Source organism: Rhodophyticola sp. (assembly GCF_965284195.1).
Classification (GTDB): Bacteria; Pseudomonadota; Alphaproteobacteria; order Rhodobacterales; family Rhodobacteraceae; genus Rhodophyticola.
The window spans coordinates 2,676,657-2,691,219 of sequence record NZ_CBDIRM010000001.1; the positions used below are offsets into that span (position 1 = coordinate 2,676,657).

15 protein-coding genes and 1 pseudogene are annotated in these 14,563 nt (G+C 63.7%); 5 read left to right on the forward strand and 11 right to left on the reverse strand.

What is annotated here, in order from left to right:
• Positions 1–33: 33 nt before the first annotated feature.
• From ACQ651_RS13355 to ACQ651_RS13385, 7 genes are all read right to left on the reverse strand, one after another.
• The gene (locus ACQ651_RS13355; RefSeq protein WP_227286950.1) at positions 34–924 is read right to left on the reverse strand and encodes a lysophospholipid acyltransferase family protein; all 891 of its coding nucleotides are present in this window, start codon (positions 922–924) and stop codon (positions 34–36) included.
• Between the two features lie 45 nt (positions 925–969).
• A complete protein-coding gene (locus ACQ651_RS13360) occupies positions 970–1,248 on the reverse strand; it encodes an HPr family phosphocarrier protein (protein WP_227286788.1) in 279 nt (92 codons plus the stop codon).
• Positions 1,245–1,637: a PTS sugar transporter subunit IIA gene (locus ACQ651_RS13365; protein ID WP_121899460.1), complete on the reverse strand. Its 393-nt coding sequence runs from the start codon at positions 1,635–1,637 to the stop codon at positions 1,245–1,247. The genes ACQ651_RS13360 and ACQ651_RS13365 overlap by 4 nt, the downstream gene beginning before the upstream one ends.
• Before the next feature lie 17 nt (positions 1,638–1,654).
• The gene (rapZ, locus tag ACQ651_RS13370; RefSeq protein WP_430450329.1) at positions 1,655–2,536 is read right to left on the reverse strand and encodes an RNase adapter RapZ; all 882 of its coding nucleotides are present in this window, start codon (positions 2,534–2,536) and stop codon (positions 1,655–1,657) included.
• Between the two features lie 77 nt (positions 2,537–2,613).
• A complete protein-coding gene (locus ACQ651_RS13375; protein WP_375551523.1) occupies positions 2,614–3,093 on the reverse strand; it encodes an HPr kinase/phosphorylase in 480 nt (159 codons plus the stop codon).
• 4 nt (positions 3,094–3,097) lie between these two features.
• Complete coding sequence (locus tag ACQ651_RS13380; RefSeq protein ID WP_375551522.1) at positions 3,098–4,807, reverse strand: sensor N-terminal transmembrane domain-containing protein; 1,710 nt, start codon at positions 4,805–4,807, stop codon at positions 3,098–3,100.
• A 24-nt stretch (positions 4,808–4,831) separates the two neighbouring features.
• Positions 4,832–5,533 carry a response regulator transcription factor gene (locus ACQ651_RS13385; protein ID WP_121899464.1) on the reverse strand — a complete coding sequence of 234 codons (702 nt, stop codon included), beginning with the start codon at positions 5,531–5,533 and terminating at the stop codon, positions 4,832–4,834.
• A gap of 299 nt (positions 5,534–5,832) precedes the next feature.
• On the opposite strand from ACQ651_RS13385, the gene ACQ651_RS13390 reads away from it, so the two are divergent.
• Both ACQ651_RS13390 and ACQ651_RS13395 read left to right on the forward strand, forming a co-directional pair.
• Positions 5,833–7,431, forward strand: a complete 1,599-nt coding sequence (locus tag ACQ651_RS13390) for a phosphoenolpyruvate carboxykinase (RefSeq protein WP_375551521.1) — start codon at positions 5,833–5,835, stop codon at positions 7,429–7,431.
• Between the two features lie 155 nt (positions 7,432–7,586).
• Positions 7,587–7,976, forward strand: a complete 390-nt coding sequence (locus tag ACQ651_RS13395) for a hypothetical protein (protein ID WP_375551520.1) — start codon at positions 7,587–7,589, stop codon at positions 7,974–7,976.
• Between the two features lie 13 nt (positions 7,977–7,989).
• On the opposite strand, the gene ACQ651_RS13400 is transcribed toward ACQ651_RS13395, so the two are convergent.
• Positions 7,990–8,760, reverse strand: a complete 771-nt coding sequence (locus tag ACQ651_RS13400; protein WP_430449530.1) for a sulfite exporter TauE/SafE family protein — start codon at positions 8,758–8,760, stop codon at positions 7,990–7,992.
• A 156-nt stretch (positions 8,761–8,916) separates the two neighbouring features.
• Here ACQ651_RS13400 and ACQ651_RS13405 point away from each other — a divergent pair, with 156 nt between their 5' ends.
• Positions 8,917–10,608 (forward strand): acyl-CoA dehydrogenase family protein, encoded by a 1,692-nt coding sequence (locus ACQ651_RS13405; RefSeq protein WP_227286794.1) that lies wholly within the window; start codon positions 8,917–8,919, stop codon positions 10,606–10,608.
• Positions 10,609–10,696: 88 nt separating this feature from the next.
• On the forward strand, positions 10,697–11,815 hold the full coding sequence (locus ACQ651_RS13410; RefSeq protein ID WP_430449531.1) for a hypothetical protein: 1,119 nt from the start codon (positions 10,697–10,699) through the stop codon (positions 11,813–11,815).
• 108 nt (positions 11,816–11,923) lie between these two features.
• Here ACQ651_RS13410 and recO read toward each other — a convergent pair.
• A pseudogene (gene recO, locus ACQ651_RS13415) lies at positions 11,924–12,651 on the reverse strand (DNA repair protein RecO).
• Between the two features lie 64 nt (positions 12,652–12,715).
• On the opposite strand from recO, the gene ACQ651_RS13420 reads away from it, so the two are divergent.
• Positions 12,716–13,330: a Pr6Pr family membrane protein gene (locus ACQ651_RS13420; RefSeq protein WP_227286796.1), complete on the forward strand. Its 615-nt coding sequence runs from the start codon at positions 12,716–12,718 to the stop codon at positions 13,328–13,330.
• On the opposite strand, the gene ACQ651_RS13425 is transcribed toward ACQ651_RS13420, so the two are convergent.
• Positions 13,327–13,659: a DUF1491 family protein gene (locus ACQ651_RS13425; protein ID WP_121899470.1), complete on the reverse strand. Its 333-nt coding sequence runs from the start codon at positions 13,657–13,659 to the stop codon at positions 13,327–13,329. The genes ACQ651_RS13420 and ACQ651_RS13425 overlap by 4 nt on opposite strands.
• Positions 13,656–14,561: a GTPase Era gene (gene era, locus ACQ651_RS13430; RefSeq protein WP_430449532.1), complete on the reverse strand. Its 906-nt coding sequence runs from the start codon at positions 14,559–14,561 to the stop codon at positions 13,656–13,658. Before era ends, ACQ651_RS13425 begins: the two co-directional genes overlap by 4 nt.
• Positions 14,562–14,563: the final 2 nt, after the last annotated feature.

Genomic DNA, 14,563 nt, shown 5'->3' on the forward strand with positions numbered 1-14,563 from the left:
CGTTTGCGCGAAACCGGCGGCGCCAGGCGCAGGTCAGGCCTGATCGGGGTTCTCTTTCAGCGACAACGTCCGCGCGCGCAGCCACGCCATGAACTGGCGCGGGTTTCCGATCCGCTCTTCCCAATCCGCAGGCGGTATCGGGTTGCCGATGATCGGGGCCTGCGGCTTGTCGAACGCATGCACGACTTCATGGATCAGCATGCCCTGCCGCAAAACCGGGGAAATCCGGTTGGCGATCTGATACCAGCGTGAATTGGACCCCTGGAAGAAACAGGGCACGATCGTGGCCCCGGATTTGCGGATCATCTTGGCGGTGAAGACGTTCCATTCCGCCTCGATCGCGGGACCCATCATGGTTTTCGAGGCCGCCACCACGCCCGAGGGGAACAGCGCGATCAGCCCTTTGTGCTCCAGATGGTCCATGGCCTGGGCACGCATCTCGATCATCATCTTCTGCGCGTCGGGCTGATGCGGGAACGGGACCGGGATCATGTAGCTGGCCGCGCTGTCGTCGATCCCTGTGAGAATGGAGCGGCTGAGAATGCGGTAATCGTCACGCCGCCGCCCGATAAGATCGGCCAGAATCATGCCATCGACAAGCCCGTGAGGGTGGTTGGCGACGAACACGACCGGGCCCGTGGCGGGGATGCGGTCAAGCTGCGCCTGCGGGGTCTGCAACTCGATCCCCATGGCTTTCATCGTCGCGGGCCAGAAGGCCTGACCGGACGGGGCACCCAGACGCTCGAACTCGCGCACGCGGCGCATGATCGTCAGCTTTCCGGTCATCCATTCGATGGCCTTGATGGAATGCCGCGTCAGAACGCTGTCAAAGGAATTGGCATAGGTCAGCGTGCGGTGATCGTAGACAATGGAAGAGCGCCGGCCAACCGGCCGATTTCTGGGTTTCACACTGGGCGTGGTGATATCGGTCAACGCACCCTGTCCCCTCGGGCTTCCCTCGGCACGGGGTCAGTTGCCTTCGCCAAACTTGTCGGCCACCAGGGCTTCCAATGCATCGGCCAAGGCCTCGGCATCCGTGCCACATGTTTCAACCTCAATAGAGGTTCCTTGAGAGGCTGCCAACATCAAAAGGCCCATAATCGAGTCCCCGGCAGCACTTAGCCCATCCCGCCGAACGGTCGCCGTGGCGTCGAATTCCTCGACGACTTCGACGAATCTGGCCGAGGCGCGGGCGTGCAGCCCCTTGACGTTCACGATCTTCAGATCGCGGATGACCGGGTCGCTCATTCAGGGGCACCATCGAAGCTGTCGATGTAGCGCCGTCCGGCCTCGGCCGCGCGGTCGACCGCGATCTCGACGGGCAGATGCCGGGATTTCGCCAGCTTGATCAGCATCGGCAGGTTCACACCGGTCAGGATCTTCCGGTTCTGTGGCCGGCAGGCCTTCAGCGACAGGTTGGAGGGCGATCCGCCATACATATCGGTCACCACGACCACGCCATCCCCGGTATCGACCTGATCCGCGGCTTCGCAGATCTCGAACATCCGCGCGGCCCGGTCGTCATCGGCACCGACCGGGATCGCGATCACCGCTGCCTGCTGGCCCACAACATGCTCGGTCGCGTTCAAAAGCTCCCGCGCCAGGCCTCCATGTGCAACGATAACGATACCGATCAACTCTTGTGCTTTCCGGCTTACGGCGTCTGGATCACGCCACGCCTCTCCAGTTCCCGATGTCTTTTAGACACCTGCCATCCGGCACGCGCAAGATGGGCGGCCAGGTTTTCGGCCATTGCGACCGACCGGTGTTGCCCGCCGGTACACCCGAAGGCCACATTCAGATGGCTTTTACCCTCGTCACGATAGGCGGGCAGCAGCGTTTCGATCAGCTGCGTCACCTGATCGGCGAAGGCCGGAAACCGGGGATCGTCGGCGATATAGGCCGCCACCGCCGGGTCGCGGCCGTCCAGTGCGCGCAGGTCGTCCCGCCAGTAGGGGTTGCGCAGGAACCGGCAGTCGAAAACCAGATCGGCACCGGTGGGCAGCCCGCGCTTGTAGGAGAATGACTGGACCGACAGCGCCAGCTTCTGCTGCCCGCCCGAGGCGAACCAGCGGTTGATCTCGGCGCGCAGGTCATGGGGCGTCATCTCGGACGTGTCGATCAGGATACCGGCACGGGCCCGCACCGGGGCCAGCAGATCCTGCTCGAGCCGGATGCCGAGCATCGGCTGGTCTTCCGGGGCCAGCGGGTGACGACGCCGGGTTTCGGAATAGCGCCGCTCCAACACCTCGGCGGCGCAGTCGAGAAAGACCAGATCGGCGAGGATTTCGGGATCCACGGCAAGCCTGTCGACCGCGGCGATCAGGGCCTGCGCGCTGAAATCGCGATTTCTGGGATCCGTGCCAAGCGCCAGCGGGCGGGTGATCGGCGGGCCTTCCAGCAGCCGCGGCAGGAGGCTGAGCGGGAGATTGTCGATCGCCTCGAAGCCCAGATCCTCCAGCGCGCGGATGGCCGTGGACCGGCCAGCCCCGGAAGGACCGGAGACAAAGACGACCCGCGCGCCTTCTTCCGCCATGGAACTCCGGGCACCGTCTTCCTGTCGGGATCTGTCGGGCTCAGGCATCGGGTTCTCCACCAAGGGGTGCCGGGGGCTCAGGCCACGCGCCCGCCGCGCAGATACTGGATCAGCACCGCCCAGAGCGTGGGCTGACCGGCGCCATGGATCAACTCCGCGCTGGCACCGGCCCAAGCGACCTTCCGTCGCGGCGGCAGGCGCCGGGTGTCGTCACGGCCAAGGTCCACGGCCAGCCGCAGGGGGACCGGGGCCCGCGCGCAATCCACGGCAAGAAGGCCCACATGCCGCGCCTCGATCATCGCGGGCGCCTCGGGCGGAGCGCTCAGCATCAGGGTCCCGTCGCGCACCGAAACCCATGCGCCGTCATCCGCGATCAGATCCGCGCCATGGGCCACCAGCATCAGCGCAAGAGCGGATTTGCCGCTGCCCGACGGGCCAAGCAGCAGAACGCCCTGCCCTTGCAGGCTGACGGCAGTCCCATGGCAATGCAGGTGATCCTCGAACGCGGTGCCGTAGGTTTCCAGAGCGCGGACAAGATCGGCCGCATCCCGATCCATGGCGTCAGACCGGCAGGCCGACCACGAAACGCGCACCAAGCGGTTCGGAGGTCACGTCGGCTTCGGTCGGGCGGATGTTCTCCGCCCAGATCACTCCGCCATGTGCCTCGACAATCTGCTTGGAAATTGCAAGGCCAAGCCCGGAGTGATCGCCGAACTGCTGCACCGGGCGTTCCGAATAGAACCGGTTGAACACCTTGGTCAGCGCCTCTTCGGGAATGCCGGGGCCGGTATCCTCCACAACGATCAGAACGCGGTTCTGGCGTTTGCGCGCCCAGATACGGACCGCGTCGCCGGGCTGACAGAAGGAAATCGCATTGGTGATCAGATTGACGAACACCTGGGCCAGACGCCCCTCCAGACCGTTGATGAGGATCGGTTCCGGAGGCAGATCGGCAATGAAGTCCACACCCGATTTTTCCGCCTCTTCGCCGTGATAGCCGCTCAGGCTGTCCAGCATGCGGATCAGGTCGAACTCCTCTTCTTCCTCCTTGACCAGGTCGCTGTCCAGCCGGGATGCATTCGAGATGTCGGACACCAGCCGATCCAGTCGTTTCACGTCATGTTCGATGACTTCCAGCAAGCGGTTGCGCTGATCTTCGGTCTTGGCAAGCCGCATGGTGCCGACGGCCGATTGCAGTGACGCGAGAGGGTTCTTGATCTCGTGGGAGACGTCGGCCGCGAACTGCTCGTTTGAATCGATCCGGTCATAGAGAGCGCCGACCATTCCGCGAAGCGCTCCAGACAGCCGCCCGATCTCGTCCGGCCGCCCGGTCAGATCGGGGATGCGAACGCGGGTGGGGCTCATCTTGCGGGCATTCTTGTCGCGGCCAAGCTCGGCGGCGGCGGACAGATCCGACAGCGGATTGGCGATGGTCGAGGCCAGAACCAGACTGAGACCGATCGAGACCAGAAGCGCGATCACGAACATCTGCAGAAGCTGTTCGCGTTCCGCCCGCACAAGCTGATCGATCTCGCCCGCGGCCGTGGTCACCGCGACCACACCGATCATGCCGTTGCTGCCCTCGATCGGGGTGGCGGCGGTATAGACGGTGCCCGTGGTCTCCACCCCGCGCCGCATCACGGTACCGCCATTCAGCGCATAATCGATCAGCGCGCGGGCCAGTTGCTCTTCATCCGGTGGAACCGAGGGTTCGTCTTCGTTGGACAGAAGTGCCGCAATACCGTCCCAGACCGTATTGAGGAAATCGGTGATCAGCAGCGTTCGTGGGGGCCGGTCATCGTCAAGACCCTGCACCGGGCGCACGGGGTTGCGCGCAACCGTGTCGGTGGAGGCGACCAGAACCCCGGAGGACGCATAGACAAAGACATCCACACCTTCAGTCAAGCCGATGCGGCTCAGGACCTCCTCGGGGTTGATGCCGTCGCCGGTGATGAGGTCGGCGGGCGCATTGCGCGGCAGGCTCGCCTCGAACACATCGGCGATCAACTGCGCCTCGATCGCCAGACCGCGTTCGCGTTGCAGAACAAGGCTGTCGCGAAACGGGTTCAGATAGAGCACGCCCGCGACCAGAACCACGATGGCCAGCAGGTTGAAGACGATGATCTTGCGTGCCAGAGGCGACCGCTTGAGCGAGAACATGCCGCGCCGCTGCCGCGCAGCCCGCAACTCGGATTCGACCGCACCCTGCGGCCGATCCCAGTCCTCTCCAAGCACGATATCCGCCCTGTCCCGGGCGCGCCTGTTGGTCATGGAAAGATCCGAAGCCAGAGTCATCTACTCTTCGTTGTAGCGGTAGCCGATGCCATAAAGCGTCTCGATTGCGGAAAATTCGTCATCCGCCTGCCGCATCTTCTTGCGCAGCCGCTTGATATGGCTGTCGATGGTCCGGTCATCGACATAGACCTGCTCGTCATAAGCGACATCCATGAGCTGATCGCGGGATTTCACGAAACCCGGCCTCTGTGCCAATGCCTGCAGCAGCAGAAATTCGGTCACGGTCAGCGAGACATCGTTGCCTTTCCAGGTGACGGCATGGCGCAGCGGATCCATCGACAACTGCCCGCGAACCAGCACCTGGCTTTCCTCGGGCGTGTCGGTCGCATCCGATGCGATCGCTTCCTGCCGGCGCAGGATCGAGCGGATCCGCTCGACCAGAAGCCGCTGCGAAAAGGGCTTTTTCACATAGTCGTCCGCGCCCATGCGCAGGCCCATCAACTCATCGATCTCATCGTCCTTGGAGGTAAGAAAAATGACCGGAACCTTGGATTTCTGCCGCAGGCGCTGCAACAGGTCCATCCCGTCCATACGCGGCATCTTGATGTCCAGAACGGCAAGCTCCGGCATCCGCCGGGTGAACGCATCCAGCGCGCTCTGGCCATCGTTGTAGGTTTCGACCTCAAAACCCTCTGCCTCAAGGGTCATGGAAACGGAGGTCAGGATATTCCTGTCGTCATCGACAAGCGCGATCCGTGACATGCTGTCATCCTTATACTGCTCGGTTGCCTTATTTTTTCCTCATTCTCCGGTCTTCGCGCTTTAGAATCAATCTCTAACTTGCGAATCGCGCGGGCGGCGCGCTGCAATTCAGACCTTTTCGGCGTTAAAGCCGCCCTAATGGTGCAAAAATGTTTCGCTTTGGTTGCGCTAACTGTGCGGCTCTGTCCTGTTCACCGCCAAAATCGTCATGTTATATGGGCCACGCACCGGTGGGCTGACGCACTCACCGACGGGATTTCCACCCTAGGACCGGGCCAATCCGGACAAGGAGCTTGCATATGAAAATCGGGCGCGTGAACCCAGCCCAGACGCTGGACCAGCAAGGCATCACCGGGCTTGGCACCGTCTACTACAACCTGCTGGAACCCGCCCTGATCGAAGAGGCGCTGAAACGCGGCGAGGGCACGCTTGGCCAGGGCGGCGCGTTGCTGGTGACCACAGGCAAGCACACGGGCCGGTCGCCGAACGACAAGTTCGTGGTGCGCAGCGCATCGGTCGAAGACACGATCTGGTGGGACAACAACGCCCCGATGGAACCCGCGGCCTTCGACCGGCTTCACGCCGACATGCTCAAGCACATGCAGGGCCGCGACTATTTCGTCCAGGATCTCTATGGCGGCGCCGACCCGGATCATCGGCTGGATGTGCGTCTGGTGACCGAACTGGCCTGGCATGGGCTGTTCATCCGCCACATGCTGCGCCGCCCGGAAGCCGAAGAGCTTGCCCGTTTCGCGCCGGAATTCACGATCCTGAACTGCCCCGGCTTTCAGGCCGACCCGGACCGCCACGGATGCCGCAGCGAAACGGTTATCGCCCTGAATTTCGAGAAGAAACTCATCCTTATCGGCGGCACCGCCTATGCCGGCGAAAACAAGAAATCGGTGTTCACGCTGCTCAACTACATCCTGCCCGGCAAGGGTGTGATGGCAATGCACTGCTCGGCCAATCATGCGATCGGTAACCCTGGGGATTCGGCCGTTTTCTTCGGTCTGTCCGGAACCGGAAAGACGACGCTGAGCGCCGATCCGGGCCGGGTTCTGATCGGCGATGACGAACACGGCTGGTCCGAGAACGGCATCTTCAACTTCGAGGGCGGCTGCTACGCCAAGACCATCAACCTGAGCCCGACCGCTGAGCCCGAGATCTATGCCACCACCGGCAAGTTCGGCACGGTGATCGAAAACATGGTCTTCGACCCCGACACGTTCGATCTGGATTTCGAGGATGACAGCCTGACGGCCAATACGCGCTGTGCCTACCCGTTGCATTACATCTCGAATGCAAGCGAGACCGCGCGGGCCGGACACCCGAGCAACATCATCATGCTGACCTGCGATGCCTTCGGTGTGTTGCCGCCCATCGCCCGGCTGACCCCGGCGCAGGCAATGTACCACTTCCTGAGCGGCTTCACCTCCAAGGTGGCCGGCACCGAACGCGGCGTGACGGAGCCCGAGCCGACCTTCTCGACCTGTTTCGGCGCGCCCTTCATGCCGCGCCGGCCCGAGGTCTATGGCAGCCTACTGCGGGAACAGATCGACCGCCACGCCGCGACCTGCTGGCTCGTCAATACCGGCTGGACCGGCGGCGCCTACGGGACCGGTGCCCGCATGCCGATCCGCGCGACACGGGCCTTGCTCGCCGCGGCCCTGGACGGGACCCTGAACAAGGGCGCGTTCCGCCGCGATCCGAATTTCGGCTTCGAGGTGCCCACGGAGGCACCGGGCGTGGCCGAAGTTCTGCTCGACCCGCGCCGCACCTGGTCTGTGAACGAGGAATACGACGCCCAGGCCGCCAAGCTGGTGCAGATGTTTGCCGACAATTTCGCGCAATACGTGCCGTTCATCGACGAGGACGTGAAAGCCGCCGCCATCGGCTGAGCCTCATCCAACCCGCTGCCCCGGAAACCGGAGGCGGCGGGAACATGCCAAGACCCGCGTGAAAACAGCATTCCGCTCGACTCATGGGCACCGCTCACTACCCTAGGCTGTGGTGCCCAGTGCCAGTTTGCCAGTTTCACAGGGAGTTATCCGGCATGAAATCTGCTTTTGCTTTTCTTCCGCTCAGCCTGTTCGTTCTGACCGCCTGCAATTTCCCCGAACCGTCCGAAACCATGATCGCATCCCAGTCCAACACCTCGCCATCCTACCGGCAGGGCTTCGATGACGGGTGCCATTCGGGGCGTCAGGCGGCCGGATCGCTGTTTGACCAGTTCCGGAAGGACCAGCAGCGGTTCAACTTTGACCCCGAATATGCGCAGGGCTGGTCCGATGCCTTCCGGCAATGCGAAAGCCGGGAGGAAGCCGTGAACCGTCAGATGCGGTCAGCGGCCGCGATCAATGCGATCAACAGTTCCCGGGAGAACCGGTTCGACCGCATCCTGGAAGGCATCGATTACTCCGGTCTTGAAGGGTTCGGGCAATGAGTTCGGAAATTCGCTAACCCAACAGACCGCGACGGACCAGATTGGCACCCGCCACCACCAGCACGATCAGGGTGATCTTGCGAAACACCTCCGCGTCCAGCCGGTCGCTCAGCCAGAAACCCACCTGCATGCCCAGAAAGGCCGGGATCAGCAGGGCCGCCGAAAACGGCGCGGTGACCGTGTTCAACACCCCCGATTGCAGATGCCCGATCAGCAGGCTTACCGAGCCCAGGCCGTAGACCACCCCCTGCACGAGCATCTGTTTCGCCTTGGGTGTCTCAAGCGCGATCAGGTACAGCACCGTCGGCGGGCCCCAGGTTCCGGTAAGCCCGCCAAGCCCGCCGGCAAAGGCCCCGATGCCCCATTCCGCGATCCACCGCCGCGCGGGGGGCACATGAAACCGAACGCCGAAAAGCTGGATCAGGGACAGGATCACCACCGGCACGCCCAGAATCAGATAGAACACCTGCGCCGGAATGACCGTAACGAATTGCGACACGAACAGGATCATGATGCAGACGATCAGAATGTAGCGCCAGTATTCGATCACCACCGCCCGGATCTGCGTCGGGCCGAAACGGCCCGCCTGCAGGAAATTCGACAGCACCACCGGCAGCAGAATACCGGCGATGGCCAGTTGCGGCTCCAGAAACAGGCTCAGACCCGAGATCATGATCAGCGGCAGCGCAAACCCCACCGCGCCCTTGACGAAGCCGGCCAGAAACGTGACCGCCAATGCCGCGACAAAGGCCCAAAGCGGCATCAGATTCAGCGTGTCTTCCATGGCCGGGTTCCCCTCGCGCCCTTCCTATAGCGCCGCTGCACTGCAAAACAAGTGAGACATTTTCGGTCTCTCACGTAACGTTTGTTGTATTTTTCTTGCGCTGCACCTGCAAAATCCCTAATTCCGGTCCAGACCCGTGATGACAGGAGAGCGCCCATGCCCCATGATGGACAGCCGATGCAGAGTGACAGCCCTGAAAGCGCGATTTTGCCCGATCTGCTGGCGTTGACCGGCGCGGCCATCCCGCCGGTGGAGGCGCTGCTGGCAACCGCTACGGACCGCGTTCGCGCCATGGTCAGCGAGGACGGCAAACTCTCCGCCCCCGCGCTGGAACAGAACCAGACCGCGGCCCACGGGCTGGCATGGCTGGCCACCTATGTGGAATCGCTTCGCCAGATGCAGAACTGGGCCGAGCGCCTGCAGGCAGAGGGGCAGTTCGGCGAGACCGAGGCGCTGCTCCATCAGATCGCCTTCGGCGAGTATCTCTGGCAGATCTATGGCGGCATCCCGATGAGCCAGGGGGAGATCCTGCGGATGCAGGATCTCGGGCTCAGCCAGGACGACCAGCGCGGCATGATGGCCCCCGCCGTCATGACGCTGTGCCAGTCGGGCAATACGCAGGCGGCGCGGCTTCGGCTGGTGGCGCTGATGCAGGAACAGACGGCAGATATCACCGTCGGCGCGACCGGTCTCGACGACGAGTTGGAGATGATCCGCGCCCAGTTCCGCCGCTATGCGGTGGAGAAGGTCGAACCCTTCGCCCATGACTGGCATCTGAAGGACGAACTGATCCCGATGACGGTGATCGAGGAACTGGCCGAAATGGGCGTCTTCGGCCTGACCATCCCGGAAGAATACGGCGGTTTCGGGCTGTCCAAGGCGTCGATGTGCGTGGTCTCCGAAGAACTGTCGCGCGGCTATATCGGCGTGGGCTCCCTCGGCACCCGCTCGGAAATCGCGGCCGAGCTGATCCTGACCGGCGGCACCGACGAACAGAAGCAGAAATGGCTGCCCCGGATCGCATCGGCCGAAACCCTGCCCACGGCGGTGTTCACCGAGCCCAATACCGGCTCCGACCTTGGCAGTCTGCGCACCCGCGCGGTGAAGGACGGCGAGGATTACCGGATTACCGGCAACAAGACGTGGATCACCCACGCCGCACGCACCCATGTGATGACGCTGCTGGCCCGGACCGACCCGGACACCAGCAATTACAAGGGCCTCAGCATGTTCCTCGCGGAAAAAGAGCCGGGTGACGATGCCAACCCGTTCCCCACGGAGGGCATGACCGGCGGGGAGATCGAGGTTCTGGGCTACCGCGGCATGAAGGAATATGAGCTTGGCTTCGACAATTTCCGCGTGAAGGGAGAGAACCTCCTGGGCGGGGTCGAGGGCCAGGGCTTCAAACACCTGATGGAAACCTTCGAAAGCGCCCGCATCCAGACCGCGGCGCGCGCCATCGGCGTGGCCCAGTCGGCGCTGGATGTCGGCCTGCAATACGCGCAGGATCGCAAGCAATTCGGAAAATCGCTGATCGCGTTCCCCCGTGTCGCCTCCAAACTCGCGATGATGGCCGTGGAAATCATGGTGGCCCGGCAGCTTACCTATTTCTCCGCCGACGAGAAGGACCATGGCCGCCGGTGCGATCTGGAGGCGGGAATGGCCAAGCTGCTTGGCGCCCGCGTGGCCTGGGCCGCGGCGGATAACGCGCTGCAGATCCATGGCGGCAACGGCTTCGCACTGGAATACAAGATCTCGCGCATCCTCTGTGACGCGCGGATCCTGAACATCTTCGAAGGTGCGGCCGAGATCCAGGCGCAGGTCATCGCGCGGCGGCTTCTGGGCTAGAGAGCCGGGGCCGCCCGCCAGCCCGGTGCCGGATTATCCGCTATTATCCCCGTTTGGATAAATATCGGAAACGTGATAAAGGGGGATAATGACCAAAGCCCACTGGCATTATACCCGCACCGATTTCCTCGATACCGTGTTCACCATGCTGGTGAGCGGCCCGGTTCAGGCGATTTCCCTGTTCGGGCCGCGCCGCATCGGCAAGACCCAGTTCCTGCAATACGATCTTGCCCCGAGGGCCGAAATGTATGGCCATCAGGTCGCCTATGCGTCCTTCTGGCAAATGCCCACGTCACCGCTTGCGATCCTGCTTTATGAGCTGGATCAGGCACTTCGGGCGGAGCCCATCGCCAAACGTCTGGCGCGCGGCACACTGGCGCTGTCGCCCAAGCTGCGCCTCCGGGATCCGACAAGGCGGGGGGAGATCGAGATCGACCTGTCGGATCTGAAGGGCAAGGCGCCCGAAGATCATCTCCTGCTTCTGGACCAGTACTGCGAGAAACTCGCCAATGAGACGCGCCCGGCGATCCTGTTGTTCGATGAGTTTCAGGAGATCCTTTATGCGCCGGAGGCCACCGCGATCATGGCCGCGCTCCGCACTGCGCTCGACAAGCGCAAAACCGGCCTGTCCGTGGTGTTCACCGGCTCGTCGCAGAGCGGATTGAAGCGGGTCTTTTCGCAGCGCGATGCGCCGTTTTTCAACTTCGCGACCGAGATCACCCTGCCGCCGCTGCCCGATGACTTCGTCACCCAGCAGTTGCGCGCGTTCCACGACACCTATCGCGGAACCGTCGCGACCGACACCGCGTTGGCCGTCTTTCACGATTTCGACCGTAATCCGCTGATGTTTCAGATCTGGCTGAATGCACTGCCGCTCAACGGCTTCGACGATGCGGCCGCCCGCCGTCAGGTCGCGCAGCAAATGGCGGAAACCGGCGGCTATGACCGGATGTGGCTGGAGCTTGCCCCGGCACAGCGCGCGATGCTGCGGCTGTTGGCCGAGGAGATCGCCCAACCGACGGGCCAGACCGGCCATGACTTCCTGCAGAATCTGACCGGAGAAAGCCTGACCGCCTCGCAACGGCAAAAGGCCCAGAAAGCGCTGGCGCAGCGTCATCTGATCGACAATTGGGATGGCCGCTGGCAATTGACCGATCCGCTTCTGAAAGCCTGGGTCATCGCGAGACCGGAGAGGGAGTTCACCTGACGGCCAATTATCCCAAAATCGATAATGCGGGATAATTCCGCGCCCATGCGGGGGCACCGTCGCCACGCCGCATCCATCTTGCTGCGACCGGGGCCATGCCGTCACCCGTCACTCCGCCGACTGACGCGCAATCAGGTCGATCAGACGTTGCCGCGCGGCGGGCAGCGGCTTTTCCCCCAGCGACGGGGCCAGATGATGGGCCAGAAAATAGCCGCTGAGGTGCAGGCCATCGGCAATATCCCCCGGCTCGGCGGGGCCCTGCCCCAAAAGACAGACCGGCAGGGGCAGCAACCGCTCCGCCCACTCCCCCGCCGCCTCGCGGCTGACCGCCCGCCCGGTGCGCGGGGACACATAGGCCAGATCTTCATAGGAACCGGTCACCGCGCAAGATCTCAGATCCAGCGCGAACCCCATTTCCTCCAGCAGCCCTATTTCCCAATCCAGATAGGCCCGCGCCCAGTTTTCCGCACCCAAACCGTCCAACAGGGCGACCGAGCGCGCATAAAGCGCGGGGTGAGGCTCCCGTTCCGGCAGGGTAAAGGACAAGAGCGCACAGACCGACGCAAGCCCGGCCAAGGCCAGCCGGTCAGACAGCGCCCCGCCGCGCGGCCACGCAAGGGCTCCACGGTGAAGGCCCCCAGATGATCCTGCAATCGTGCGCGCCATGTCACGTCCAGTTGCGCGCCGGGCTGGAGCACGGGCGTCATTTTCCGCGACGTGCCGCCACGCACCACGCCGGCATGCCGCCCCTGGGCGGCGGTGAAGACCTCGATGATCGCGGCATGTTCCCCATGCGGTCGGACCGCCAGCAAAACGCCCTCGTCGCGCCATTCCATACCGGCCATTTTCCATGCCGCGGGCCCGTTGTCCATTGCCGGGCAATCATGGCAGACTTGCCCCATGGCTGATCCCACATCCGTGCCTGCCCGGTCGACGGCCGCCGTCCTTGCGCTGATGGCCCTTGGGGCGCTGGTGCTGCAGACAATCTACCTTCGGGACCGGTTCGCCCTTGGCTGGGCGGAGACGCTGTGGCTCATGGCCCTCTACTTCACGACACTCACAAACCTTCTGGCCGCCGCAACCTTCGCGGCACTTGCCTGCGGCCCGCATTCCCGGCACCCGGGCTGGCTGCAAAGCCTCGTTGTGTCGCTGATCCTTGTGGGCGGTGTCTATCACCTTCTTCTCAGCGATCTCTGGTCGCCAGACGGGATCGGGCTGATCGCTGATCACGGGCTGCACAGCGCGGTCCCGGCCGGTGCGTTTCTGTGGTGGCTTTTCTTTGCGCCCTGGGGCCCGCCGGCCCTGCGCCGCCTCTGGCTGCCGCTGCTCTGGCCCGCGCTTTACACCGGATACGCCGTGCTGCGCGGCCTTGCCGAAGGGCGCTACCCCTACCCGTTTCTCGACCCTTCGCTGATCGGCTGGCCGCAGGTCGCGCAGAACCTCGTCTATATCGCCATGGTCCTGCTTGTTCTGGGCGCGCTGCTGCACGGGCTGGCCCGGATCGCCCGGCGCTAGGTCAGGCCGGGTTCGTCCAGCAGATGCCGCCCCGCCCGGTCCTCGACCTCGATTACCCAGAGATCCGGATCATAGCCCCGCTGACGCGCAAGCGCGGCCTCGACCTCTGCATCCGCGCCTTCCGCCAGAACGATCCAGGCCCGCTCTCCGGTCATCAGATCGAAGGACCGCTGAAACGCTTTCGCCTGCCCGTCCAGCGTGTTCACCTTGATTAGAACCGTTCCCGCCGTGGCATCCCCCCTGGCGGTCACGAAGGCCGGAATATCGGCCAGCCGCAGCCGCGCCAGATAGGCATGCACCCAGAACTCCGCGGTCAGGCGCGGGGTCATGCCCCGTCCTTGAAATCCAGCCCCATCTCGGAATACCGCTCCGCCTCTTCCAGCCATCCGGGCCGCACCTTGACCTGCAGGAACAGATGCACCCGGCGCCCCAGAAACGCCTCCAGTTCCTCCCGCGCCGCGGTGGAGACGGCCTTGATCGTCTCGCCCTTGTTGCCCAGAACGATGCCCTTGTGCCCGTCGCGCATGACATAGACGATCTGGTCGATCTTCGCCGACCCGTCCTTGCGCTCTTCCCACGCCTCGGTCTCGACGGTCAGCTGATAGGGCAGCTCCTGATGCAGGCGCAGGGTCAGCTTTTCCCGCGTCATCTCCGCCGCGATCATCCGCATCGGCAGATCGGCGATCTGGTCTTCGGGGTAAAGCCACGAGCCTTCGGGCATGGCCCCGGCCAGCCATGCTTTCAGATCGTCCACGCCATGGCCCTTCTCCGCCGAGATCAGGAAGGTCTTCTCGAATGGAAAGGCCGCATTCATCTTTTCGGTCAGGGCCAGCAGAACCTCGGCCTTGACCCGGTCGATCTTGTTGATCGCAAGGGCCACCCGGCGCCCCTCCGCGCGCTCCGCCAGCCCGTCCAGGATCGCCTGAACACCTTCGGTCAGGCCGCGATGCGCCTCGATCAGCAGAACCACCACATCGGCATCCGCCGCGCCCGACCATGCGGCGGCCACCATCGCGCGGTCCAGCCGGCGGCGCGGGCGGAAAAGACCCGGCGTATCGACGAAAACGATCTGGCTGTCGCCCGCCATCGCGACACCGCGGATGCGCGCGCGCGTTGTCTGCACCTTATGCGTCACGATCGAGACCTTGGCCCCGACCATGCGGTTCAGCAGCGTGGACTTGCCCGCATTGGGCTCTCCGATCAGGGCGACGAATCCGGCGCGTTTGGTCATCT